The sequence below is a fragment of the Streptomyces sp. WAC03905 genome (genome assembly GCF_057371075.1).
Window position 1 is genome coordinate 1974113 of sequence record NZ_JBXYDZ010000003.1, and the last position, 22987, is coordinate 1997099.

At 74.3% G+C, this 22987-nt stretch carries 22 protein-coding genes; 7 read left to right on the forward strand and 15 right to left on the reverse strand.

Going from position 1 to position 22987, the window contains the following annotated elements; translation table 11 throughout:
• Positions 1-678: 678 nt before the first annotated feature.
• Complete coding sequence (locus tag AC2RP6_RS11460; protein WP_486446139.1) at positions 679-1077, reverse strand: RidA family protein; 399 nt, start codon at positions 1075-1077, stop codon at positions 679-681.
• Complete coding sequence (locus tag AC2RP6_RS11465) at positions 1074-2204, reverse strand: acyl-CoA dehydrogenase family protein (RefSeq protein WP_486446140.1); 1131 nt, start codon at positions 2202-2204, stop codon at positions 1074-1076. Before AC2RP6_RS11465 ends, AC2RP6_RS11460 begins: the two co-directional genes overlap by 4 nt.
• A 148-nt stretch (positions 2205-2352) precedes the next feature.
• On the opposite strand from AC2RP6_RS11465, the gene AC2RP6_RS11470 reads away from it, so the two are divergent.
• The 3 genes from AC2RP6_RS11470 to AC2RP6_RS11480 are packed head-to-tail and all read left to right on the forward strand — an operon-like array spanning position 2353 to position 5689.
• The gene (locus AC2RP6_RS11470; RefSeq protein WP_486446141.1) at positions 2353-3990 is read left to right on the forward strand and encodes an AMP-binding protein; all 1638 of its coding nucleotides are present in this window, start codon (positions 2353-2355) and stop codon (positions 3988-3990) included.
• Between the two features lie 4 nt (positions 3991-3994).
• Entirely contained in the window at positions 3995-4807 is an 813-nt protein-coding gene (locus AC2RP6_RS11475) for a PaaX family transcriptional regulator (RefSeq protein WP_486446142.1), read from the forward strand.
• Between the two features lie 42 nt (positions 4808-4849).
• Positions 4850-5689: a GNAT family N-acetyltransferase gene (locus AC2RP6_RS11480; protein WP_486446143.1), complete on the forward strand. Its 840-nt coding sequence runs from the start codon at positions 4850-4852 to the stop codon at positions 5687-5689.
• Between the two features lie 6 nt (positions 5690-5695).
• Here the strand turns inward: AC2RP6_RS11480 and AC2RP6_RS11485 are convergent, their stop codons facing one another.
• Complete coding sequence (locus AC2RP6_RS11485; RefSeq protein WP_486446144.1) at positions 5696-7951, reverse strand: bifunctional salicylyl-CoA 5-hydroxylase/oxidoreductase; 2256 nt, start codon at positions 7949-7951, stop codon at positions 5696-5698.
• 4 nt (positions 7952-7955) lie between these two features.
• Positions 7956-8783, reverse strand: coding sequence for an enoyl-CoA hydratase family protein (locus tag AC2RP6_RS11490; RefSeq protein ID WP_486446145.1), 828 nt, complete (start codon positions 8781-8783; stop codon positions 7956-7958).
• A 290-nt stretch (positions 8784-9073) separates the two neighbouring features.
• On the opposite strand from AC2RP6_RS11490, the gene AC2RP6_RS11495 reads away from it, so the two are divergent.
• Entirely contained in the window at positions 9074-9502 is a 429-nt protein-coding gene (locus AC2RP6_RS11495) for an ATP-binding protein (RefSeq protein ID WP_486446146.1), read from the forward strand.
• A gap of 32 nt (positions 9503-9534) precedes the next feature.
• On the opposite strand, the gene argF is transcribed toward AC2RP6_RS11495, so the two are convergent.
• From argF to AC2RP6_RS11520, 5 genes are all read right to left on the reverse strand, one after another.
• Positions 9535-10554: an ornithine carbamoyltransferase gene (gene argF / locus AC2RP6_RS11500; protein WP_486446147.1), complete on the reverse strand. Its 1020-nt coding sequence runs from the start codon at positions 10552-10554 to the stop codon at positions 9535-9537.
• A 127-nt stretch (positions 10555-10681) separates the two neighbouring features.
• Positions 10682-11908, reverse strand: coding sequence for an arginine deiminase (locus tag AC2RP6_RS11505; protein WP_486446148.1), 1227 nt, complete (start codon positions 11906-11908; stop codon positions 10682-10684).
• A 46-nt stretch (positions 11909-11954) separates the two neighbouring features.
• Positions 11955-12467: a hypothetical protein gene (locus AC2RP6_RS11510; protein WP_486446149.1), complete on the reverse strand. Its 513-nt coding sequence runs from the start codon at positions 12465-12467 to the stop codon at positions 11955-11957.
• Between the two features lie 245 nt (positions 12468-12712).
• Positions 12713-15268: a polynucleotide kinase-phosphatase gene (locus tag AC2RP6_RS11515; protein ID WP_486446150.1), complete on the reverse strand. Its 2556-nt coding sequence runs from the start codon at positions 15266-15268 to the stop codon at positions 12713-12715.
• Positions 15265-16773 carry a 3' terminal RNA ribose 2'-O-methyltransferase Hen1 gene (locus tag AC2RP6_RS11520; protein ID WP_486446151.1) on the reverse strand — a complete coding sequence of 503 codons (1509 nt, stop codon included), beginning with the start codon at positions 16771-16773 and terminating at the stop codon, positions 15265-15267. The genes AC2RP6_RS11515 and AC2RP6_RS11520 overlap by 4 nt, the downstream gene beginning before the upstream one ends.
• Positions 16774-16847: 74 nt before the next feature.
• On the opposite strand from AC2RP6_RS11520, the gene AC2RP6_RS11525 reads away from it, so the two are divergent.
• Positions 16848-16919: an excalibur calcium-binding domain-containing protein gene (locus AC2RP6_RS11525; RefSeq protein ID WP_486450298.1), complete on the forward strand. Its 72-nt coding sequence runs from the start codon at positions 16848-16850 to the stop codon at positions 16917-16919.
• On the opposite strand, the gene mmuM is transcribed toward AC2RP6_RS11525, so the two are convergent.
• Positions 16916-17836: a homocysteine S-methyltransferase gene (gene mmuM, locus AC2RP6_RS11530; RefSeq protein WP_486446152.1), complete on the reverse strand. Its 921-nt coding sequence runs from the start codon at positions 17834-17836 to the stop codon at positions 16916-16918. The two genes, AC2RP6_RS11525 and mmuM, sit on opposite strands and share 4 nt — an antisense overlap.
• A 5-nt stretch (positions 17837-17841) precedes the next feature.
• Positions 17842-18771, reverse strand: a complete 930-nt coding sequence (locus AC2RP6_RS11535) for an LLM class F420-dependent oxidoreductase (RefSeq protein WP_486446153.1) — start codon at positions 18769-18771, stop codon at positions 17842-17844.
• A 202-nt stretch (positions 18772-18973) separates the two neighbouring features.
• On the opposite strand from AC2RP6_RS11535, the gene AC2RP6_RS11540 reads away from it, so the two are divergent.
• Complete coding sequence (locus tag AC2RP6_RS11540) at positions 18974-19216, forward strand: hypothetical protein (RefSeq protein WP_486450584.1); 243 nt, start codon at positions 18974-18976, stop codon at positions 19214-19216.
• A 46-nt stretch (positions 19217-19262) separates the two neighbouring features.
• Here the strand turns inward: AC2RP6_RS11540 and AC2RP6_RS11545 are convergent, their stop codons facing one another.
• The 4 genes from AC2RP6_RS11545 to AC2RP6_RS11560 all read right to left on the reverse strand — a co-directional run bounded on the left by AC2RP6_RS11545 (position 19263) and on the right by AC2RP6_RS11560 (position 22106).
• Positions 19263-19748 carry a DUF6099 family protein gene (locus AC2RP6_RS11545; RefSeq protein WP_486446154.1) on the reverse strand — a complete coding sequence of 162 codons (486 nt, stop codon included), beginning with the start codon at positions 19746-19748 and terminating at the stop codon, positions 19263-19265.
• Positions 19749-19871: 123 nt separating this feature from the next.
• The gene (locus tag AC2RP6_RS11550; RefSeq protein WP_486446155.1) at positions 19872-20270 is read right to left on the reverse strand and encodes a nucleotide pyrophosphohydrolase; all 399 of its coding nucleotides are present in this window, start codon (positions 20268-20270) and stop codon (positions 19872-19874) included.
• Positions 20267-21643, reverse strand: coding sequence for an AAA family ATPase (locus AC2RP6_RS11555; protein WP_486446156.1), 1377 nt, complete (start codon positions 21641-21643; stop codon positions 20267-20269). The genes AC2RP6_RS11550 and AC2RP6_RS11555 overlap by 4 nt, the downstream gene beginning before the upstream one ends.
• Positions 21644-21710: 67 nt before the next feature.
• The gene (locus tag AC2RP6_RS11560; RefSeq protein WP_030031705.1) at positions 21711-22106 is read right to left on the reverse strand and encodes a cell division protein SepF; all 396 of its coding nucleotides are present in this window, start codon (positions 22104-22106) and stop codon (positions 21711-21713) included.
• A 157-nt stretch (positions 22107-22263) separates the two neighbouring features.
• Here AC2RP6_RS11560 and AC2RP6_RS11565 point away from each other — a divergent pair, with 157 nt between their 5' ends.
• Positions 22264-22983 (forward strand): DUF2470 domain-containing protein, encoded by a 720-nt coding sequence (locus tag AC2RP6_RS11565; protein WP_486446157.1) that lies wholly within the window; start codon positions 22264-22266, stop codon positions 22981-22983.
• Positions 22984-22987: the final 4 nt, after the last annotated feature.

Genomic DNA, 22987 nt, shown 5'->3' on the forward strand with positions numbered 1-22987 from the left:
CGCGGGGCAGCGGTGCGGGGCAGCAGTGCGGGCCGGCGGGCCCGCGCCCAGTCTCCCCGCTCGCCGGCGACCCCGCACGTCCGGCTCCCGCGGGTGGCCGGTGCCCCGGGGTTCCGTCCCGTACCCCGCCCCTCGAACGCCGGCGGGGCTGGGTTTGGCTGCGCCCGCCCGGTACCGGTCGGGCGGACCGGGATCCGCGCGCGGCGCGGGCCGGTCGCGGTGCCGGTCGGGCGGACCGGGGTCCGCGCGCGGTGCGGGCCCGCCCGGTACCGGTCGGGCGGGCCGGGATCCGCGCGCGGCGCGGGCCGGTCGCGGTGCCGGGCAGGGGTGCCTCCTCGGCTCGGCGCGTCCGGGCCGTCTCGGCTGTACCCGGTGGTCGCGCCTCGTCCTGCGGGGACACCCCTCCCCGTCCCCGCTCCCACGCGTCGGGCAGGCTCCGGGGCACCGAGGAGACGCTCCGGCGCGCCCCTGCCGGCGATTGCGGCGCGGGGCCTGGCGCCCCGGCAGCACCGGCCGAGGCCCAGCCGCAGCCGCAGCGCCGGGCCCCGGCAGAGGCTCCAGAACCCCGGCCGGAGCCGACCCCCACGGGCACCCCCGCGGGAGCGGAGCGGCGCGGGGCCTGGGGCGGCGCCCCGGCAGCACCGGCCGGCCACGGCACCCCCGGCGGGAGCCGAGACGCTACGGGAGGACCGCTGTGCCGTCCAGTTCGACCAGGGCCGACTCGTCCCAGAGGCGGACCGCTCCGACCACCGCCATCGCCGGGTAGTCACGGCCCGCCAGTCGGCGCCAGATCCGGCCCAGTTCGGCCGCGTGCACCCGGTACGCCGCCACGTCGACCGCGTACACCGTGACCCGGGCCAGGTCCGCCGGCGCGCCGCCCGCCGCGGCCAGGGCCGACAGGAGGTTGGCCAGGGCCGTCTCGAACTGCTCCGGCAGGGTCTCCCCGACCACCTTGCCCGCGCCGTCCAGCGCGGTCTGGCCCGCCAGGAACACCATCCGCGAGCCGGTCGCCACCACCGCGTGCGAGAAGCCCGTCGCGGGCGACAACTCCGCCGGGTTGATCCGCTCGACGCTCACCGCCCGGCCTCCAGCGCCCCGTACAGCTCCTTCGCGATGATCGTGCGCTGCACCTCGCTCGCCCCCTCGTAGATCCGCGGCGCCCGCACCTCCCGGTAGAGGTGTTCCAACAGGTGCCCCCGCCGCAGGGCGACCGCTCCGTGCAGCTGGACCGCGTGGTCCACCACGTACTGGGCCGTCTCCGTGGCCAGCAGCTTCGCCATCGCCACCCGCCCCGGTACGTCCGCCGCGCCCCGGTCGTACGCCCCCGCCGCCGCGTACACCAGCAGCCGGGCCGCCTCCGTGCGGGTGGCCATCTCGGCCACCCGGTGCGCCACCGCCTGGAGGTCGCTCAGCGTGCCGCCGAACGCGGTCCGCCCCGCCGTGTGGGCGAGCGTCGCGTCCAGGGCGGCCCGCGCCATGCCCACGGCGAACGCGCCGACGCTGGGCCGGAAGAGGTTCAAGGTGTCCATGGCGACGCGGAAGCCCCGCCCGGGCTCACCGAGCAGGTCCTGCGGGCCGACCCGTACCCCGTCGAAGCGGAGGGACCCGATCGGGTGCGGGGAGAGCATCTCCAGCGGCTCCCCGTCGAGGCCCTCCCGGTCCGCGGGGACCAGGAAGGCCGACACGCCCTTCGCCCCCGCCCCCTCACCCGTCCGGGCGAACACGGTGTAGAAATCCGCCTCGGGTGCGTTGGAGATCCAGCACTTCTCCCCGTGGAGGCGCCAACCGCCCGCCGGATCCGGCTCCGCGGCCAGCGCGAGCGCCGCCGCGTCCGAGCCGGCCCCCGGCTCGCTCAGCGCGAACGCGGCCACCGCCCGCCCCGCCCGAACCCGAGGCAGCCACCGCTCCCGCTGCGCCTCGGTCCCCGCGCGCAGGACCGGGTACGCCCCCAGTCCCTGCAGGGCGAGCGCCGTCTCGGCCTCCGTGCAACCGTAGGCGAGGGACTCCCGCAGCAGGCACAGTTCCAGGGCGCCGGAGGCGAACACCCGCTCCAGCAGGCCGAGCTCACCCAGCGCCGCCAGCAGCGGCCGGTTGACCCGGCCCGGCTCCCCCTTCTCCGCGAGCGGCCGCAGCCGCTGCGCCGACAGTGCGCGCAACCGCCCGCACCACTCCTCCTGGTCGACCCCGAGCGCGAATCCGGTCATCCGAACATCCCCGCATCTATCGCGTCCTGTTGACTGCCGTCACCATCACGATACGCTCCTTGGAGTACCTCCCGGCGGTCGTCGGGAGAAACGACCGCACGGCCGGCCCCACCCCACTCCGGACCGCTGCAAGGGGGGCGAACCCGCCTTGGAACTCAAGCCTTCCGCTCACGTCGACACCTTCGCCCGCGACCGTCTGCCACCTGCGGACGCCTGGCCGGAGCTCCTCTTCGATCTGCCCGAACTGGCCTATCCGGACCGGCTGAACTGCGGGGCCGAGCTGCTGGACGCCACCATCGCCCGGTTCGGGCCCACCGGCGCGGACCGCCCGGCCTTCCGGGACGGCGCCGGCGAGGTGTGGACGTACGGCGGGCTCCGCGACCGCGTGGACCGCCTGGCCCACGTCCTCACCGCCGACCTCGGCGTCGTCCCCGGCAACCGGGTGCTCCTGCGCGGCCCCACCGGCCCCTGGCTCGCCGCCTGCTGGCTCGCGGTCATGAAGGCGGGCGCCGTCGCCGTCACCGTGCTGCCCCAGCAGCGCGCGCAGGAGCTGGCGACGGTGTGCGAGATGGCCGAGGTACGGCACGCACTGTGCCATGCCGACGTGCTGGACGACCTGGTCAAGGCCGAGGTGCCGGGGCTGCGGATCACCGCCTACGGGGGCGGCGCCCCGGACGACCTGCTGAGACGGGCCGAGCGCCACGACGCGCCCTTCCCCGCGGTCGCGACCTCCGCCGACGACGTGGCCCTGATCGCCTTCACCTCCGGCACCACGGGACGGCCCAAGGGCTGCATGCACTTCCACCGCGACCTGCTCGCCGTCGCCGACACCTTCTCCCGGCACGTGCTGCGCCCCCGCCCCGACGACGTGTTCGCGGGCAGCCCGCCGCTCGGCTTCACCTTCGGCCTCGGCGGTCTCGTCGTCTTCCCGCTGCGCGCCGGGGCCTCGGCGCTGCTGCTGGAGGACGCGGTACCGCGCCGGCTGCTGCCCGCGCTCGCCGAGCACCGGGTGACGGTGCTGTTCACCGCGCCCACCGCCTACCGGACGATGCTGGACGCCCTCGGCCCGTACGACGTGGGCATGTACGACCTGTCCGCACTGCGCCGCTGCGTCTCGGCCGGGGAGAACCTGCCCGCCGCCACCTGGCGGGCCTGGTACGAGCGCACCGGCCTGCGCATCGTCAACGGCATCGGGGCGACCGAGCTGCTGCACATCTTCATCTCCGCCGCCGACGAGGACATCCGCCCCGGTACGACCGGCCGGGTGGTGCCGGGCTGGCAGGCCCGCGTGGTGGACCCGGCCGGGCTGCCGGTCGCCGACGGCGAGCCGGGGCTGCTGGCCGTGCGCGGCCCGGTGGGCTGCCGCTATCTGGCCGACCCGCGGCAGGCGGAGTACGTGCGGGGCGGCTGGAACCTGACCGGCGACACCTACGTGCGCGACGCCGACGGCTACTTCCGATACGTCGCCCGTGCCGACGACATGATCGTCTCCGCGGGCTACAACATCGCGGGCCCGGAGGTGGAGGAGGCCCTGCTGCGCCACCCGGACGTGCTGGAGGCCGCTGTCGTGGGCCGCCCGGACGAGCGGCGCGGGCAGGTCGTCGTGGCGTACGCCGTCGTCCGCGAGGGCGTGGTGCTGACGGAGGAGGCCCTGCGCACCTTCATGCGCGCGGAGCTGGCCCCGCACAAGTGCCCGCGCTCCTTCGTCTTCGTCCCGGCACTCCCCCGGACCGCCACGGGCAAGCTCCAGCGCTTCCGGCTGCGCCGGTCCGACGGCCTAGAGTGAAGCCGTGGTCGAGCAGCACACTCCGCGATCCCTGATCGTCACGTTCTACGGCGCCTACGGGCGGGCCTTCGAGGGCCCGGTCCCGGTGTCCGCGCTGGTGCGCCTGCTGGGCGCGGCCGGGGTGGACGCCCCGTCCGTCCGCTCGTCGGTGTCCCGGCTGAAGCGGCGCGGCTTCCTGCTGCCCGCGCGCACCGCGGACGGCGCGGCGGCGTACGAGCTGTCCGGCGGGGCCCGTCGGCTGCTGGACGACGGCGACCGCCGGATCTACGGCGGCCCGCACACGTCGGACGAGTGGCTGGTGGCGGTGTTCTCGGTGCCCGAGCAGGAGCGCAGCAAACGGCACCTGCTGCGGTCCCGGCTGGCCGGGCTCGGCTTCGGCGCGGTGGCGCCGGGGGTGTGGATCGCGCCGGCCCGGCTGGCGGAGGAGACCGCGCACACGCTGGAGCGGCTGCGTCTGACGCCGTACGTGGAGCTGTTCCGCGGCGCCCACGTGGGCTTCGCGCCGTCCGCCGAGGCGGTGGCCCGCTGGTGGGACCTGGCGGCGCTGGCCAAGCAGCACGAGGAGTTCCTCGACCTGCACGAACCGGCCCTGCGAGCCCTCCAGTCGGGCCCCGGGCCGGCCCCCGAGGAGGCCTACCGCGGCTACCTCCTCGCGCTGGACAACTGGCGCCGCCTGCCGTACGCCGACCCGGGCCTGCCGCGGGAGCTGCTCCCGGCGGGCTGGCCGGGCGACCGCGCGGCGGCGGTGTTCGCGGAACTGCACGCCCGCCTGCGGGACATCGGGGCGGAGTTCGTGCAGTTGCGGGCGCCCGCCTGAAATGACGGTGCGGTCGGGCCGGCCGTCGCGGCAGTATGAGCCATGACCTGGACCTTCACCACCGACCTGGCCGCCTACCGCGCCGCGGCGGGTGCGGCCGTCGCCGCGCAGCCCGTGCCCAACACCCTGTTGCTGAGCGTCGCCGACGCGCTGGAGCGGCGCGGGCTGCACACCTTCGGTCCCGACGCGCCGTTCTTCGGCTGGTGGACGGGGACCGACGGCGCGGTCTCGGGCGCGCTGCTGTGCACCCCGCCGCACCCTCTGCAGCTCGGCACGCTGCCGCGGGAGGCGGTGTCCGCGCTGGCCGGCGCGCTCGCCTCCGAGCCGCTGCTGGGCGGGCTCACGGGGATCAATGCCCGCCGGGCGGACGCGGACGTACTGGCGGCGGGCTGGGGCCGGCCCTCCCGCGTCGTCGAGGAGCTCCGGCTGTACCGGCTGGCCGAGCGGGTGGGCCCGCGGCCTTCTCCGGCGGGTGGGGCGCGGGTGGCGGGCGTGGAGGACCTGTCGATGCTGGTCGGGTGGATGGAGGCGTTCCACACGGAGCTGGGCATTCCGGCCGGCGCTTCCGAGGCGCTCGTGCGCGACCGGATCTCGTACGGCGGCTTCGTGCTGTGGGAGGACGGCGGGGTCCCCGTGTCGATGGCGTCCTTCTCGCGCCCGATCGGGTCCACCTCCCGCGTCGGCCCGGTCTACACCCCGGCCGGGCTCCGCGGACGTGGGTACGCCGCCGGGGTCACGCACGCCGTGGGCGGTGCGGCGCACGCGGCCGGGGCCTCGGAGGTGATCCTCTTCACCGACCTGGCCAATCCGACGAGCAACGGCCTCTACCTGCGGCTGGGTTACGCACCGGTGGAGGACCGCGCCCGGATCGAGCCGCGCTGAGCGGGGTCAGCCGCGGCCCGTGGGAGGCTTGCGGCTGCCCGCGCGGTAGGGCGTCGGCCAGGGGGCGGCCGGGCCCTCGTAGGACTGGTCGGCGGCCGCGTGCAGGGTCCAGTGGGGGTCGTAAAGGTGGGGGCGGCCGAGGGCGCACAGGTCGGCGCGGCCCGCCAGCAGCAGGGAGTTGACGTCGTCCCAGGAGGAGATGGCCCCGACGGCGATGACCGGGACGCCGAGCGCGTTGCGGATCCGGTCGGCGTACGGGGTCTGGTACGAGCGTCCGTACTCGGGGGTCTCGTCGGCCACGACCTGGCCGGTGGAGACGTCGATGGCGTCCGCGCCGCGGGCGGCGAACGCGGCGGCGATCTCCACCGACTCCTCGGGCGAGGTGCCGCCCGGCGCCCAGTCGGTGGCCGACAGGCGCACGGTCATGGGCCGGTCCTCGGGCCAGACGGCGCGGACGGCGTCGAAGACCTCCAGCGGGAAGCGCAGGCGGTTCGCCAGGGAGCCGCCGTAGGCGTCGTCGCGGTGGTTGGTCAGGGGTGAGAGGAAGCCGGAGAGCAGGTAGCCGTGGGCGCAGTGCAGTTCGAGGAGGTCGAAGCCGCAGTCGGCGGCGCGGACTGCGGCCGCCGCGAAATCGGAGCGCAGGGCGGACAGGTCGGCCTTGTCCAGGGCGCGCGGGAGGGCGGAGACGCCGGGCCGGTAGGGCAGGGCGGAGGCGGCGACGAGCGGCCAGTTGCCGTCGGGGAGGGGGTCGTCCATGCCCTCCCACATCACCTTGGTGGAGCCCTTGCGGCCCGCGTGGCCGAGCTGGACGCCGAGCGCCGTGCCGGGCGCGGAGGTGTGGACGAAGTCGGCGATCCGCTGCCAGGCCGCGGCCTGCTCCCGGGTGTAGAGGCCGGCGCAGCCGGGGGTGATGCGGCCCTCCTCGCTGACGCAGACCATCTCGGTCATCACCAGGCCGGCGCCGCCGAGGGCGCGGGCGCCGAGGTGGACGAGGTGGAAGTCGCCGGGTACGCCTTCCTCGGCCGAGTACATGTCCATCGGGGAGACGACGACCCGGTTGCGCAGGGTCAGGCCGCGCAGGGTGAGCGGGGTGAACATGGGCGGGGTGGCCTCGTCGGGGCAGCCGAAGTCCCGTTCGACGGCCCGGGTGAACCGCTCGTCGCGCAGCCGCAGGTTGTCGTGCGTGACGCGGCGGCTGCGGGTGAGCAGGTTGAAGGCGAACTGCCGGGCGGGCTGGTCGACGTATCCGGCGAGGTCCTCGAACCACCGGCTGCTGGCGGCGGCGGCCCGCTGGGTGCTGGCGACGGCGGGGCGGCGGGCCGTCTCGTACGCGGCGAGGGCGGCCGGTACGTCACCGTCGGCCGCGTCGACGGCTTCGGCGAGGGCGAGGGCGTCCTCCACGGCGAGTTTGGTGCCGGAGCCGATGGAGAAGTGGGCGGTGTGCGCGGCGTCGCCGACGAGGGCCACGTTGCCGTGGGACCAGTGCTCGTTGACGACGGTGCGGAACTGCGTCCAGGTGGAGCGGTTGCCGTGCAGGGGGCGGCCGCGCAGGGCTTCACTGAAGGTCTTGGCGCAGCGGGCCGCCGACTCGTCCTCGTCGCAGAGGTCGAGGCCGGCCGCCCGCCAGACCTCTTCCCGCATTTCGACGATGACGGTGGAGGCGTCCGCGGCGTACGGGTAGGCGTGGAGCTGCATGACGCCGTGCTCGGTCTCCGCGATCTCGAAGCGGAAGGCTTCGAAGGCGAAGTCCGCGGCGAGCCAGATGTAGCGGCAGCGGCCGGGGGTGAGCGTCGGCCGGTAGTGGGCGGCGTCCGCGTCGCGGATCGCGCTGTGCACGCCGTCGGCCGCGACGACGAGGTCGTGGGTGGCCCGCAGCCGGGTGACGTCGGGGGCTTCGGCGCGGAAGCGGAGCCGGACGCCGAGGCCGGCGCAGCGCTCGTGCAGGATCTCCAGGAGCCGGCGCCGGCCGATGGCGGCGAAGCCGTGGCCGCCGGAGGTCAGCAGGCGTCCGCGGTGCACCACGTCGACGTCGTCCCAGCGGACGAACTCCCGGCTCAGGGCGGCGTGGACGACGGTGTCGGCGCGTTCGATGCCGCCGAGGGTCTCGTCGGAGAGGACCACGCCGAAGCCGAAGGTGTCGTCGGGGGCGTTGCGTTCCCACACCTCCACGGTGTGGCCCCGGCGGGCCAGCAGCGCGGCGGCGTACAGTCCTCCCGGTCCGCCGCCGACGACGGCGACCCGCAATGCGCTGCCGTGCGGCATGGCGTTACCTGCCCTTCCACTCCGGCGGCCGCTTCCCGGTGAAGGCCGCGTGGAACTCCGCGTAGTCCTGGCCGTTCATGAGCAGGGCCTGGGTGGCGGCGTCGAGCTCGACCGACGCGGCCAGCGGCATGTCGAGTTCGGCGGTGAGGAGCGCCTTGGTCTGCGCGTGGGCGAGGGCGGGGCCCGCGGCGAGGCGGGCGGCGAGTTCGGCGGCGCGGACGTGGGCCTTGCCCTCGTCGGTGAGTTCGCTGAGCAGGCCGATCCGCTCGGCCTCGGCGGCGTGGACGGGCTCGCCGAGCATCAGCAGGCGGGTGGCGTGGCCGAGGCCGACGACGCGGGGCAGCAGGTAGGCGGCGCCCATGTCGCCGCCGGAGAGGCCGACGCGGGTGAAGAGGAAGGCGAAGCGGGCGGTGGGGTCGGCGATCCGGAAGTCGGCGGCGAGTGCGAGGACGGCACCGGCGCCGGCGGCCACCCCGTGCACGGCGGCGATCACCGGGAAGGGGCACTCGCGGATGGCGCGGACGACCTGGCCGGTCATCCGGTTGAAGTCGAGGAGCTGGGCGGTGTCCATGGCGAGGGTGGCGCCGATGATCTCGTCGACGTCTCCGCCGGAGCAGAAGCCGCGGCCCTCGCCGCCCAGCACGAGGGCGCGCACGGATCGCTCGCGGGACAGTTCGGCGAGCAGATCGCGCAGGTCGGCGTAGGCACCGAAGGTGAGCGCGTTGATCTTCTCTGGGCGGTCGAAGGTGACGGTGGCGACGCCGTCCTGCCGGGTGAGGCGGAGGTGGTGCCACCGTTCGGTCGCTGATGTGGAACCGGTGAAGGGGCTCACACGACCGACGGTATCACCAGATCGTGACTACCGTCAGAGAAACGCTACAACCAGGGGACGCCCTGCCGCGGCCCGCCGTCCCGCAGCGTGCGGAAGTCCTTGTCCGCGCGGGGCCTCGGTCCCTTGCACCCGCGCCGGGGTGCCCTACGGGATCCATTTCCGGGTCCGTATCGTTGAAAGTGGTAGTTCCCCACGCATCCCGGCGCGACCCGGCCGGCGGGGACCCCGTGCGCGTTCCCGGTCCGGCTCCCCGACGCGACGCGGCTCCGCACGGAAAGGAAGATCCCGCAGTGCCCGAGAACCCCGCCTGGCGGATCACCCTGCCCCACTCGGCGGCCGCAGTACCCCTCGCCCGCGCCCTCGTCCGCACGGCCCTGGCCGACGCCGACGCACCCGCCGACGGCGACACGGCGGAACTGCTGACCGCGGAACTGGTCGCCAACGCCGTGGAGCACACTCCGGTCCGCGGCCCGATCGAGCTGGTCGTGGAGCTCCTGGCGAACGGCTGCCACGTCGAGGTCCACGACGGCGACCCGGGGCCGCCCGGCGAGCTGTCCGCCTGGCCCGGTCGGGCCTGCCCCGACCCCTGGCAGGAGCACGGGCGCGGACTGCTGCTGATCCGCACCCTGAGCTCCACCTGCGGACACCGCCGCACCCCGCACGGCAAGGCGGTCTGGTTCACCCTGCCGTCGCGGCGGCTGCTCCCGGCCGACGCGTGAGTGCCCCCGGCGCGCCGGCCGGCCACGTATGACTATGCGTCACCCGGGCCGGGACGGCCGAGGGTGGCGACGAGGACGGCCTTGATGGTGTGCAGCCGGTTCTCGGCCTCGTCGAAAACGATCGAGTGCTCCGACTCGAACACCTCGTCCGTCACCTCCAGCGAGTCGAGCCCGTGCCGCTCGTGGATCTCCCGGGCCACCTTGGTGCCCAGGTCGTGGAAGGCCGGCAGGCAGTGCATGAACTTCACGTCCGGGTTGCCGGTCGCCCGCAGCACGTCCATCGTGACGGCGTACGGCGCCAGGGCCGCGATCCGCTCGTCCCAGACCTCCTTGGGCTCACCCATGGACACCCAGACGTCGGTCACGACGAAGTCGGCCTGGGCGACCCCCTCCTCCACCTCCTCGGTCAGGGTGATCCGCGCGCCGCTGTCCGCCGCGAGCCTGCGCGCCTGCGCCACGACGTGCTCGGCGGGCCAGTACTCCCTGGGCGCGACGATGCGTACGTCCATGCCCAGCAGCGCGCCGGTCACGAGGTAGGAGTTGCCCATGTTGAAGCGGGCGTCGCCGAGGTAGGCGAAGGCGATGCGGTGCAGCGGCCGGGTGCTGTGCTCGGTCATCGTGAGGACGTCGGCCAGCATCTGGGTGGGGTGCCAGTCGTCGGTCAGGCCGTTGAAGACGGGCACGCCGGAGTGCGCGGCGAGCGCCTCGACGGCCTCCTGGCTGTCGCCGCGGTACTCGATGCCGTCGAACATCCGGCCCAGCACCCGGGCGGTGTCCCGGACCGACTCCTTGTGTCCCATCTGGGAGCCGGCCGGATCGAGGTAGACGGTGTGGGCGCCCTGGTCCGCGGCGGCGACCTCGAAGGCGCAGCGGGTGCGCGTCGAGGTCTTCTCGAAGATCAGCGCGATGTTGCGGCCCCGGAGGTGGTGCTGCTCGACCCCGGCCCTCTTGGCCGCCTTCAGGTCGGCGGCGAGCTCGACCAGGCCGCGGAACTCGGCGGCCGAGAAGTCGAGCTCCTTGAGAAAACTGCGGCCTTTGAGGTCGGGGGCCATGGGGTCGCTCCAGCGTCACGGTGACAGGGGATGCTGGAAGTCTATACGACGCACTGTATTGATATACAGACCTGTGGGGTGTTCCGAGGATGTGATCTGTGCCCGCACGTCCTGCGTACGTGCCTGCTCAGACGGGGTCCCGCTCAACGGGGCAGCTCATGCAGCGCGGTCCGCCGCGGCCCCGCCCCAGCTCGCTGCCCGGGATCTCGATCACCTCGATGCCCTGCTTGCGCAGGTGCGTGTTGGTGGTCACGTTACGCTCGTAGGCGACCACGACGCCCGGCTCGACGGCGAGTACGTTGCACCCGTCGTCCCACTGCTCGCGCTGCGCCGAGTGCACGTCCTGGGTCGCGGTCAGCACCCGGATCGCGTCGAGCGAGAGCGCCGCTGCGATGGCCCGGTGCATGTGCTCCGCGGGGTGGTCGGTCACCTTCAGCTCGTTGCCCCCGTCGCCCGGCTCGATCGTGTACGAGGGGAGCATGCCGAGCCCCGCGTACTGGGTGAACGTGTCTCCGTCGACCATCGTCATCACGGTGTCCAGGTGCATGAAGGCCCTCCGCTTCGGCATGTCGAGGGCCACGATGGAGGTCGCGGACCCGGCGGCGAACAGGCCCCGCGCCAGCATCTCCACCGCCTGCGGCGTGGTCCGCTCGCTCATCCCGATCAGCACCGCGCCATTGCCGATGACGAGCACGTCCCCGCCCTCGATCGTCGAGGGGTAGTCCGCCTGCCCCTGCGACCAGTAGTGGAAGGCGCCCGAAGCGGTGAACAGCGGGTGGTGCCGGTAGATCGCCTCGAAGTGGACGGTCTCGCGCTGCCGGGCGGGCCAGCGCATCGCGTTGATGGACACCCCGTCGTAGATCCAGGCGGAGGTGTCGCGGGTGAAGAGGTGGTTGGGCAGCGGCCCCAGCAGGAAGTCGTCCAGGTCCAGCGCGTGGAAGCGCACGGACACGGGCTCGGCGTGCCGTTCCAGGAACTCCCGCTTGGTCATCCCGCCGACCAGCGCCTCCGCCAGGTCCGCCGGGGCCAGCCCGTCGAAGACCGACCTCAGGTGGTCGGTGGCCAGCGGCCCGTACTCCTTCTCGTCGAACACCCGGTCCAGGACCAGGCGCCGGGCCTCCGGGACGTCCAGGACCTCGCACAGCAGATCGCCGAAGAGGTGGACCTCCACGCCCCGGTCCCGCAGCACGTCCGCGAAACCGTCGTGCTCCTGGCGGGCCCTGCGCACCCACAGCACGTCGTCGAAGAGGAGCGCGTCCTTGTTGCCGGGTGTGAGCCGCTTCAGCTCCAGGTCGGGCCGGTGGAGGATGACGCGGCGAAGCCGCCCGGTCTCGGAGTCGACATGGAATCCCATGCCGTACACGTTCGCAGACCGGGCGGCCTTTTGAGGTGGCGTCGGCTCAGCGGGGCAGGGCCACACCGAGAAGTGCCTCCGGCGCGCCCGTGACTTCCGGCGCGAGGAGGCCCAGCTTGGGCGTGGTCAGGTTCGGCAGCCCGGAGTTGGAGCCGTCCGGCATCGTGAGCGGGGAGCCGAGGACCGCGCCCGGGGTGCGGGTGCGCACGGTGGTGGCGGGCGACTGCAGGGAGCCCTCCCCGTCCGTCTCCGGGCGGCCCGCCAGGTTCGGCAGCGGGGAGGTGACGAGGGTGTCGCCGAGCTCGGTGGCGATCGGGACCGCCGGGAGCAGCGGCGTGGGGAGCATGTCCCCCTTGTGCATGCGGGGAGCCTCGGGCGCTCCGACGACCGGCAGCGGTACCGCGGTGGCGATCCGCGGCACGTCCAGGCCCGTCGTCGTCTCCACACCCTCGAGCGGGACACCCACCGGCACCCCGTCGGCGACGGCCGGGGTGGCCACACCGGCCGCGGCCATACAGGTCAGGAGCGCCGCAATGCTTCCGCGCGCGGTCATCTTCATAGGTGATGTTCCGTCCTTCCAGGGTCACGGTCGTTCCGCTGCTCTGGATGAACGATCCCGCCGGTGGTTTTCCCGGAGTTCTCCGCGAAAGTTCCCCCATACGACCTAATTCAGGGCCGTACGGGGGCTCCGCCTTTACGCCGCGGCCGTCGTCGCGGCCGTTGCCGTGGCCGTTGCCGTGGCCGTCGTCGCGGCCGTTGCCGTGGCCGTCGTCGCGGCCGTCGTCGCGGCCGTCGTCGCGGCCGTCACAGCCGCGGGTCGACCGGCTCCGACTCCAGCGCCAGCACCGCGAAGACCGGCTCGTGGACCCGCCACAGCGGCTCCTCGGCCGCCAGCCGGTCCAGCGCCTCCAGCCCGAGCGCGTACTCCCGCAGGGCGAGCGAGCGCTTGTGCCCGAGGAACCGCTCCCGCAGCCGCTCCAGCTGGTCCGGACGCGTGTACTCCGGGCCGTAGACGATCCGCAGGTACTCCCGCCCCCGCACCTTGACCCCCGGCTGGACGAGCCGGTCCTTGCCGTCCCGGGCGCAGGCCCGGAGCGGCTTGACGACCAGGCCCTCGCCGCCGGCGGCCGTCAGCTCCAGCCACCAGTCGGTACCGGCCCGTACGGAGTCCTCGTCCCCGGTGTCGACGACGATCCGGTCCGTACCGCGCAGCAGGCCGGTGCCGCCCGGGGTGCCCGGGTCGTCGGCCGCGACCAGCCGGTCCAGCCAGGCCAGCTGCCGGTCGTGGGGTACGGCGGCCAGCGACCGCCCGGCCGCGGCCAGCAGCTGGAACGGCGCGAACCGTACGCCGTCCAGCCCGTCGGTGGCCCAGCAGTAGCGGCGGTAGGCCTCCGTGAAGGCCGCCGCGTCGGCGGCCCGGCCGCGCTGGCGCTCCAGCAGGGCTCCGGTGTCGGCGCCGCGGGCGGTCGCCGCCTCCAGGGCCGCGAGGGCGTCGGGGAACACGGCGCGCGAGGCGGCGCCCACGGCGGCGTACTGGTTGCGCAGCAGGCCGCCCGACTTCAGCGACCAGGGCAGGAGTTCCCCGTCGAACAGCAGCCAGTCGGTGCCCAGTTCCTCCCACAGGCCGGCTCCGGTGACGGCCGCCCGCAGTCGTGCCAGGACCTCCTCGGTGACCTCGGCGTCGGGGAAGAAGGGCCGGCCGGTGCGCGTGTAGACGGACCCGGTGGGGCCGTCGACGCCGAACCGCTCGCGGGCGGTGCCCGCGTCCCTGCACAGCAGCACCGTGGCACGGGAGCCCATGTGCTTCTCCTCGCACACCACCTGCGCGACGCCGTCCTTGCGGTACTGGGCGAAGGCCTCGGCCGGGTGCTCCAGGTAGCCGTCCTCGCGGGAGGTGGCGGTCGGCGCCATGGTCGGCGGCAGGTACGGGACCAGCCGCGGGTCGACGGCGAAGCGGCTCATGACCTCCAGCGCCGCGGCCGCGTTCTCCTCGCGGACGCCCACGGTGCCCAGGTGCCGGGTCTCGACGACGCGGCGCCCGTGCACGTCGGCCAGGTCCAGCGGGCGGCCGTCGTGCCCGCCGGGCACCTCGGTGACGAGCGGCTTGACCGGCTCGTACCAGACCTTCTCGGCCGGTACGTCGACCAGTTCGCGCTCGGGCCAGCGCAGCGCGGTCATCCGGCCGCCGAAGACGGCGCCGGTGTCGAGGCAGATGGTGTTGTTGATCCAGGTGGTGTCCGGGACGGGCGTGTGGCCGTAGACCACGACGGCCTTGCCGCGGTAGTCCTCGGCCCACGGGTAGCGCACGGGCAGGCCGAACTCGTCGGTCTCGCCGGTGGTGTCCCCGTACAGGGCGTGCGAGCGGACCCGGCCGGAGGTGCGGCCGTGGTACTTCTCGGGGAGTCCGGCGTGGCAGACCACCAGTTTCCCGCCGTCGAGGACGTAGTGGCTGACGAGGCCGCGGATGAACTCCCGCACCTCCTCGACGAACTCCTCCGGCTCGCGGGAGAGCTGCTCGACGGTCTCGGCGAGGCCGTGGGTCAGCTGGACCTTGGACCCCTTGAGGTACCGGCCGAGCTTGTTCTCGTGGTTGCCGGGCACGCACAGGCCGTTGCCGGACTTGACCATGCCCATGACGCGGCGCAGGACGCCGGGGCTGTCGGGGCCGCGGTCGACGAGGTCGCCGACGAAGACGGCCGTACGGCCCTCGGGGTGGACGCCGTCCTCGTAGCCGAGCTTCGCGAGCAGGGTCTCCAGCTCGGAGGAGCAGCCGTGGATGTCACCGACGATGTCGAAGGGGCCGGTGAGGTGGGTGAGGTCGTTGAACCGTTTCTCCAGGACGACCTCGGCGGTCTCGGCCTCCTCCACGGTGCGCAGCACGTGCACCGTGCGGAAGCCCTCGCGCTCCAGTCCCCGCAGGGAACGCCGCAGGTCGCGGCGGTGCCGCTGGATGACCGCGCGGGGCAGGCCGGCCCGGTCGGGGCGGGCGGCGTTGCGCTCGGCGCAGACCTGCTCGGGCATGTCCAGGACGATGGCGACGGGCAGGACGTCGTGCTCGCGGGCGAGCGCGATCAGCTGCCGCCGGGCTTCGGCCTGGACGCTGGTGGCGTCGACGACGGTGAGGCGGCCGGCGGCGAGGCGCTTGCCGGCGATGTAGTGCAGGACGTCGAAGGCGTCGCGGCTCGCGGCCTGGTCGTTCTCGTCGTCGGACACCAGGCCCCGGCAGTAGTCGGAGGAGATGACCTCCGTGGGCTTGAAGTGCTTGCGGGCGAAGGTGGACTTGCCCGATCCGGTGGCCCCGATCAGGACGACGAGGGACAGGTCGGGGACGGGGAGGGTGCGCTCCCTCTCGCTGGTCATGCTGCCTCGCCCTCCTTCGGAGTGGTGTCGGTGGCGGTGGTGGGAGTGCCGTCGGTGGGGGCGGCGGCGTCCTGGGTGAAGACGGCCATCTGGGTCGGCGGCCCGACCTCGGGGTCGTCGTCGCCCACGGGGACGTACGCGACCGCGTAGCCGAAGCGCGCGGCGACCTGTCCGGCCCAGGCGCGGAATTCCTCGCGGGTCCATTCGAAGCGGTGGTCAGCGTGCCGGACGTGTCCGGCCGGGAGGGTCTCCCAGCGGACGTTGTACTCGACGTTCGGGGTGGTGACGAGGACCGTGCGGGGACGGGCCGAGCCGAACACGGCGTACTCCAGCGCGGGCAGCCGCTCCGGGTCCAGGTGCTCGACGACCTCGCTGAGCACGGCGGCGTCGTAGCCGGCGAGCCGCTTGTCGGTGTAGGGGAGCGAGCCCTGGAGCAGGGTGACCCGCGACCTCTGCCGCTCGCCCATCCGATCCAGCCGCAGTCGGCGGGAGGCGACGGTCAGGGCCCGCACGGAGACGTCCATGCCGACGATCTCGGTGTACGCCGGGTCTCCGAGCAGCGCCTGCACCAGCTGCCCCTGGCCGCAGCCGAGGTCCAGCACCCGCTGGGCGCCGGCGGCGCGCAGGGCGGTGAGGATCGCGTCGCGCCGCTGCACGGCGAGCGGTACGGGCCGCTCCTGCGTGTCGCGGGTCTCGTCGACGGCGTTGTCGAGTTCCTCGACCTCGCTGCCGTCGGACTCGGCGAGGCGCACCAGCTCCAGCCGCTCCACGGCTTCCTGGGTCAGCCGCTTGTGGCGGGCCAGGTAGCGGGAGCTGATCAGTGCGTGCTCGGGGTGCGCGGCCAGCCAGCCGTCTCCGGCGCGCAGCAGCTTGTCGACCTCGTCGGAGGCTATCCAGTAGTGCTTGGCGTCGTCGAGGACCGGCAGGAGCACGTAGAGCTGCCGCAGGGCGTCGGCGAGGCGCAGTTCGCCCTCCAGGACGAGGCGCACGTAGCGGGAGTCCCCCCACTCGGGGAACTGCTCGTCGAGCGGTACGGCCTCGGCGCGTACCAGGTCCCAGCCGAGCGGGTCGAACAGCCGGTGCACCATCGCGGCGCCGCCGCGCGCGGGGAGCACGGGTATCTCGACGCGCAGCGGGCGGACCCGGTCCGGGAGTTCGGGTCGCAGGACGCAACTCCCCTTCAGGGCCGTGCGGAACACCCCGCTGAGCGCGACGGCGAGCAGGGAGGACGCGGCGTACGGCCGGTCGTTGACGTACTGGGCGAGCGCGGCGTCGGGTGCTCCGCCGCGGCCCTTGCCCCTGCCGCGCCGGACGAGCGCGACGGGGTCCACCTCCAGCAGCAGGGCCGCCGTGCACCGCTCGGCCGTGGCCTCGGGGTAGAACACGTGGGCGGTGCCGTGGGACTGCTTCTCCACGCGGACCCGGTCCGGGTGCTTGTGCAGGAGAAAGCCCAGGTCAGTCGCCGGATTCTCGGCGGTCCCGGTGGTGGTGATCGTGAGGAACATGCGGTTCAGCATGACGGTCGGACCGCACCCGGGCCAACGGATTTCGAGCGAGAACACCCGCCGGCGCGGCCCCGATCCGCCGAGGCGACCCGGGCTACGGCCGCCACCTCGACCGCGACGGCGACGGCATCGCCTGCGAACGCTAGCCAGCGCCGCCGGGACCGCCGGTCTCGCGGGCCAGGTCCGCGATGCGGGTGGGGCCGATGCGGCAGCAGCCGCCGAGCAGACGGGCTCCGGCCCGGCGCCAGGCGGTCGTGGGCCAGGGGGGCACGGCCTGCGGGGGCCGCCAGGTGCCGGTGGCGGCTTCCCAGACGGAGCCGTCGTTGGGGTAGGCCAGTAGGGGCTTGGCGGTGACCGCGGCCGCGGCCCGCAGGGCCGGGAGGACCTCGGCGGGATCGCAGCAGTTGACGCCGAGCGCGACGACCTGCGGGGCCCGCGCGGCGAGCGCGAAGGCCTCGGGCAGCGCGTGTCCCGACCGGGTGCGGCCCCCGGCCACGGTGTAGCTCAGCCAGGCCGGGGCGTCCGTCTCCGCGAGGACGGTGAGCACGGCCTCGGCCTCGTCGGGATCGGGAAGGGTCTCCACGGCCAGTACGTCGGGGCCCGCGGCGAGCAGGGCCTCGATGCGGGGGCGGTGGAACGCCGCGAGTTCGCGCACACCCAGCCCGTACCGGCCGCGGTACTCGGAGCCGTCCGCGAGCACCGCTCCGTACGGGCCCACCGAGGCGGCCACCCACACGTCGTGGGCGGCGGCCTCGGCGGCCCGGGCGGCGAGCGCGACGCTGCGGTGCAGCAGGGCGGTGGTCGCGTCGCGGTCCCGGCCGCGGGCGGCGAAGGCCTCGTAGCCGACCTGGTAGCTCGCGGTGATCAGCACCTCGGCGCCGGCCCGCGCGTACGCGGTGTGGGCGGCCTCGATCCGGTCGGGCCGCTCGTCGAGGACGCGGGCGGTCCAGAGGCCTCCGCTGAGGTCGCAGCCCTCCGCGGCGAGCTGGTTGCTGAGGCCGCCGTCCAGGACGACGGTCCGGTGGGCCAGGGCTCCGGCGAACGGGCCCGTCGCGCGCGGCATTCGGACTACCCCTCGGCGAGCTGCGGGAGGACCTGGGCGGAGATGAGCTCCAGGTGGTCGAGGTCGTCGAGGTCCAGCAGCTGGAGGTAGATGCGGGAGGATCCGGTGGCGCCGTAGGCGCCGATCCTGTCCACGACCTCGGCCGGGGAGCCGGCCAGGCCGTTGGCCTTCAGCTCGTCGACGTCCCGGCCGATGGCGGCGGCCCGGCGGGCCACCTCGGCGTCGTCCTTGCCCACGCACACCACGAGGGCGTTGGAGTAGACGAGGTCGTCGCCCTTGCGGCCGGCCTGTTCGGCCGCCTCCCTGACCCGGCCGAACTGCCGGGCGCTGTCCGCGATCGACGCGAAGGGCATGTTGAACTCGTCGGCGTACCGTGCGGCGAGGCGCGGGGTGCGCTTGGCGCCGTGGCCGCCGACGAGGACGGGGATCCTTGCCTGGACGGGCTTGGGGAGCGCGGGAGAGTTCTCCACCCGGTAGTGCTCGCCCGCGTAGTCGAAGGTGGCGCCGGGGGCGGTGGCCCACAGGCCGGTGACGATGGCCAGCTGCTCCTCCAGCCGGGACATCCGGTCCGCCGGGAAGGGGATCCCGTAGGCCTTGTGCTCCTCCTCGAACCAGCCCGCCCCCAGGCCCAGCTCGATGCGGCCGCCGGACATCTGGTCGACCTGCGCGACCTGGATGGCGAGGACGCCGGGCAGCCGGAAAGTGCCGGCCGTCATCAGCGTGCCGAGGCGGATCCGCCGGGTCTCCCGGGCGAGGCCGGCGAGGGTGATCCAGGCGTCGGTGGGGCCGGGCAGTCCGTCGGCGGTCCCCATGCGCACGTAGTGGTCGGAGCGGAAGAACGCATCGAAGCCGAGGTCCTCGGTGGCCTTGGCGACGGTCAGGAGGGTGTCGTAGCTCGCACCCTGCTGGGGCTCGGTGAAAATGCGAAGATCCATGGCCCCATCCTGCCCGTCCCGCCCCGCCGGGGTGAATCTTCGTCAACCTGACGTGTCGGGGAGCGGGGGCGCCAGTGACCAGCCCGGACGGGGATCGTTTGCCCGGGCGGAGCCGGACCGCCCGGCCCGCGTGCCGGCGGCCTCTCGCCGGTGCGTCCACCGCCCCTTCCTCCTCGGAAGGGCCAGGACCGAGGAGGCCGCCATGTCCCACGAGGCCGTGCCGGAGACCCCCCGACAGACCGGCTGGACCGGACGGGCAGCACACGACGCGCCCCCGGAGTCCACCGTGCCCGGCCGTGACGACGGCGCGCCGAAAGGCCTGCTGCAGCAGATGGAGGAGCTGATGGCGGCGCTGAACGCCGACCTCTCGCAGCTCGACGCCGATCTGCAGTCCTCAGCGGACCGCACCGCCGAGGGCGAGCGCCCGTCCCACCGGTCCTCCTGACCGTGCGGGTCCCGCCGCGCACGGCGGGACCCGGCCCGTGTCCGGCTCAGGCCACGCCCGAGGCGGATCCCCGCTCGCGCACCGTCATGCGGCGCAGGATCGCCCGTACCCGGTCGCTCGACTCGTCAGCGGCGTCGATCGACTCTATGCACTGCCAGTACAGGGCCTCGTCGTCCGTCCCGCAGGCCACCCCGACCAGGGCTATCCCCACTTCGCCCAGCAGCGCCTGGAGTCCGAGCAGCGCCTGCCGGACGTCCGACACACCGGCCAGCCGTGCGGCCCGCGGCGGATGGTCGGGCGCACTGCCCTCGCCGCGCAGGGCCGCCCGGTCGACGACCCCGCACCCTCTGCCTCCCGCTTCCCCCAGTCCCCGTGCCTCCGATCTCAGCTCCGGCGGCCCGGTGACCGCCAGCCAGCTCCCGATTCCCTGCGCGAGTGCCTGGGCCTGCCAGGCCTCGCCCACTATGTCCCACGCAGCCCCGCTCTGTGCCAGCGCGTGCCGGCCGGCCGCGATGAGCCGTACCGCATCCATATGCCGTCCCCCGTCCGCACGACATCCCGCCGTCCTCACCACTACCCAGAGTGAGGGCAACGGGCCAGTAAAGCCAGGGGTATTCGGAAAATGTGGACAGAAACGTGATTGTGGAGAAGTCCATCACTCCGAAGAGTGACGATTCGTTGTCGGACCACCCGTAACGGGGAAGCGGAGTTCATTCCTCTCGATCTTCGCGGCGAGCGCATCCAGCACATCCACCCCGAGAACCTCACAGAACTGCAGGAGATACGCCAGCACGTCGGCCACCTCATCGGCCACGCGATGGGCGGACTCGGGCTCCTCCATGATCCTCGCCGACTGTTCCGGCGTCAGCCACTGGAAGATCTCCACCAGTTCGGCCGCCTCCACGCTCAGCGCCACCGCCAGGTTCTTGGGCGTGTGGTACGGCTCCCAGCCGCGCGCCGCCGCGAACCGCGCGAGCCTGCGCTGCAACAGGTCCAGCCGTTCCTCGGGCCGCCGCTCGGGCGGCCGGGGCTCCTGCGTGTCCGTCTCGTTCATGACGACAGGTCTACCACCGACACGCCCGCCAGGGGGCGGGCGGCGGCCGCGGTCCCTTCCCCCACGGCCGCCACCAGCCGGACGTGGCCGCGGCCGCAGGACAGCAGCGCCAGCCGCAGCAGTTCGGCGCCCTGACCGCCGTCCAGGCCGTGGTCGAAGCCGTCGGCCAGGACGGTCAGCGCCTGCCGCGCGGACAGCAGTTCGGCGGCGGGGTCCATGTCCAGCACCCCCGGTCCGGTGAGCAGGACGAGCGCGAGCGCGAGGAAGCGGAGTTCGCCGGAGCCGAGCCGCGCCAGCTCCGTCCCGGGGCGGCCGGGGCCGCGGTCCAGGGCGGCGGTGACGGTGCCGCCCTCGGGAGCGCGTACGTCCAGCCCGGCCACCGGCCCCGCGCAGCCGGTCCGGGCGGCCTCGGTCAGCAGTGCGTGGCGGGTCCCGCACTCGTGGCGGGTCCGGCGCAGTACGTCGGCCAGGTTGGCGCAGTCGCGCAGCAGCCGGCCCTCGCCCCGCGGGACGGGCGCGCGCATCCGGTCCGGGCGGGGCACGCAGGCGAACACCGAGCGCAGGGCCACGACCACCTGCTCGGCGGCGGCCAGCACCTGCCGCTGACCGGCCGTGGACCCGGCGACGCGCAGCGGGAGCAGCGCGGTGCCGAGCCGGTCGTCGGGCAGCGGGGCCCGGGTGACGCCGACGGCGCCGCCGGTCAGCCAGGCGGCCTGCACCGAGCGCCGGCCGGGGTCGCGCAGGGCGGTGGCGAACAGGATCTGCCCGTCCTGCGAGAGCCGTTCGCCGACGATCCGCAGGGCGGGTTCGGCCTGGACGGCGAGGTCGAGGCGGACCGGTCCGGCGGGGCCGTCGACCGTGCAGCCGAGTCGGAAACCGCGTCGGCGCTGCGCGTCGGGGAGCGCGCGGTCGGGAATCCGGGTGGCCGCGTCGGGGAAGGCCTCGTCGAGGGCGGCGCCGGCACCCAGCCCGGCCAGCGCCTCGTAGGCCGCCAGGACCTGCGACTTGCCGCTGCCGCTCGGCCCGGCGAAGAGCGTGACGGGTCCGAGCGCGAAGGCCGCGGACCGGTGCCGCCCGAAGGCGGACAGCCGCAACTCGGTGATCACGGGCCGCGCGTGCGGCTGCCGCTGCGCGGGCCCGGCGGGGCGGGCGGCGCCCCGGGGCGCCGCCTGCGCGGGTACGACGGGGTCCCCGGCCCCGTCGGAGGCCGCGGGCGGAGCGGGCGCGAGGGGCGCGACAGGAGCGCCCGCCGGAGCCGGCGGACCGGCCGGGGTCCGGGCCGGGGGTTCCGGGGTCGCGGGCCCGCCGGCCGGTCCGGTCCCGGGGGAATCAGTGCGGGTGGTGTCGCCTGACGCGACGGCGGTGGCGTCCATGTGCCGGACGGTACGGGCCGCCGGGCCCCCCGCGACCCCGGCGAACCGTTCCTTCGTACGGACCTTCCTACGATCGGGGGACGGCCGCGGCCGCGATCCCCTCGACCTCGGTCCCCACGGGCGCCAGCAGGAAGACGTTGCGGTCCACCCGGTGCATCCCACTGCCCAGCCCGAAGACCACCCCGCTGCTGAAGTCGAGGATCCGCTTGGCCACTTCGCTGTCCGCGCCGGTGAGGTCCAGCAGGACCGGGATCTGCGCGATCAGGTACTCGGCCACCTCCCGCGCGTCCGCGAAGATCTGGACTCTGATCACCACGAAGCGCCGCTGCTCCGCCGCCGCCGCCCCGGGCGACTTGGGAATCGTGCGGTGGTCCACCCGGGAGGGCCATTCGTTGCGACTGCGCAGCGGTACCACCTGCGCGAGCCCCTCCCACTGTTCGTCGGTGACGTCGTACCTGCTCACCGGGCCGCCTCGGCCGCGCGCTTCATGTGCATCCCCCCATCCTCTCGTGTTTCACCCGTTCAGCCCAACAACGACACGAACCGTGCCGGGTACTCTCGGGAGCCGAGATGGGTTAGGTTAGGCATACCTAACCCACACGGACGATGGAGAGATCCGCATGCGCCTGTTCGGTGACCCCGCAACGTCGGCCGCCCTGCCCACCGCCGCCGAGCGGATCCGCTCGGTCCTGGCCGCCGCCCACTCCATGACGGTGATCACCGACGACCTGCGCACCGAAGTCCGCCACCTCGACGGCGCCGACCCCATGGGGCGGCTGCACCTGCACCCTGCCGAGCCCGGCGGCCACGCCGAGCACCGGCCCGCGATCCGGCTGGAGTTCACCGACGTCGCGCCCACCCCCGTCCGCGACCGGGTGCGTGCCCGCGTCACCGTGCTGGGGCGGCTGCTCACCCCCTACTCCGACCTGTCCGCCGGGTCCGGCGCCGACTCCACCTGCATGGAGTTCGAGCGGGCCGAGCTGGAAACCGCGCAGGGCCTCGTCCGCATCGGCCTGGAAGAGCTGGACGCGGCCCGGCCCGATCCGCTGGCCCCGTACGAGGCGGGCATGCTCACGCACCTCCTGGACGACCACCACGACCTGGTCACGCTGCTGCTGCGGCTGGTGTCCCCGCAGCCCACGGCCGCCGTCGTGCGCGCCCTGCCGCTCGCCATGGACCGCTACGGGATCACCCTGCGGCTGGAGGAGCGGCGCGGCCACCGCGACGTGCGGCTGGCCTTCCCCTCGCCCCTCGACGACGTCGAGCAGTCCGGCGCCCAGATCCAGGCCCTGTTCGCGGCGGCGCGCAGGCGCTCGCACCGCAACACGCTGCCGGCCTGAGCGT

Bases quoted from the DNA above. Each gene is read 5' to 3' on its own strand.
- AC2RP6_RS11505 (WP_486446148.1), bottom strand. From the start codon at position 11,908: ATGGGATTCCATGTCGACTCCGAGACCGGGCGGCTTCGCCGCGTCATC.
- AC2RP6_RS11520 (WP_486446151.1), bottom strand. From the start codon at position 16,773: ATGTTCCTCACGATCACCACCACCGGGACCGCCGAGAATCCGGCGACT.
- AC2RP6_RS11485 (WP_486446144.1), bottom strand. From the start codon at position 7,951: ATGCCGCACGGCAGCGCATTGCGGGTCGCCGTCGTCGGCGGCGGACCG.
- AC2RP6_RS11540 (WP_486450584.1), top strand. From the start codon at position 18,974: ATGTCCCACGAGGCCGTGCCGGAGACCCCCCGACAGACCGGCTGGACC.
- AC2RP6_RS11550 (WP_486446155.1), bottom strand. From the start codon at position 20,270: ATGAACGAGACGGACACGCAGGAGCCCCGGCCGCCCGAGCGGCGGCCC.
- AC2RP6_RS11515 (WP_486446150.1), bottom strand. From the start codon at position 15,268: ATGACCAGCGAGAGGGAGCGCACCCTCCCCGTCCCCGACCTGTCCCTC.
- AC2RP6_RS11465 (WP_486446140.1), bottom strand. From the start codon at position 2,204: ATGACCGGATTCGCGCTCGGGGTCGACCAGGAGGAGTGGTGCGGGCGG.
- mmuM (WP_486446152.1), bottom strand. From the start codon at position 17,836: ATGCCGCGCGCGACGGGCCCGTTCGCCGGAGCCCTGGCCCACCGGACC.
- AC2RP6_RS11480 (WP_486446143.1), top strand. From the start codon at position 4,850: ATGACCTGGACCTTCACCACCGACCTGGCCGCCTACCGCGCCGCGGCG.
- AC2RP6_RS11545 (WP_486446154.1), bottom strand. From the start codon at position 19,748: ATGGATGCGGTACGGCTCATCGCGGCCGGCCGGCACGCGCTGGCACAG.
- argF (WP_486446147.1), bottom strand. From the start codon at position 10,554: ATGGCCCCCGACCTCAAAGGCCGCAGTTTTCTCAAGGAGCTCGACTTC.
- AC2RP6_RS11535 (WP_486446153.1), bottom strand. From the start codon at position 18,771: ATGGATCTTCGCATTTTCACCGAGCCCCAGCAGGGTGCGAGCTACGAC.
- AC2RP6_RS11555 (WP_486446156.1), bottom strand. From the start codon at position 21,643: ATGGACGCCACCGCCGTCGCGTCAGGCGACACCACCCGCACTGATTCC.
- AC2RP6_RS11565 (WP_486446157.1), top strand. From the start codon at position 22,264: ATGCGCCTGTTCGGTGACCCCGCAACGTCGGCCGCCCTGCCCACCGCC.
- AC2RP6_RS11510 (WP_486446149.1), bottom strand. From the start codon at position 12,467: ATGAAGATGACCGCGCGCGGAAGCATTGCGGCGCTCCTGACCTGTATG.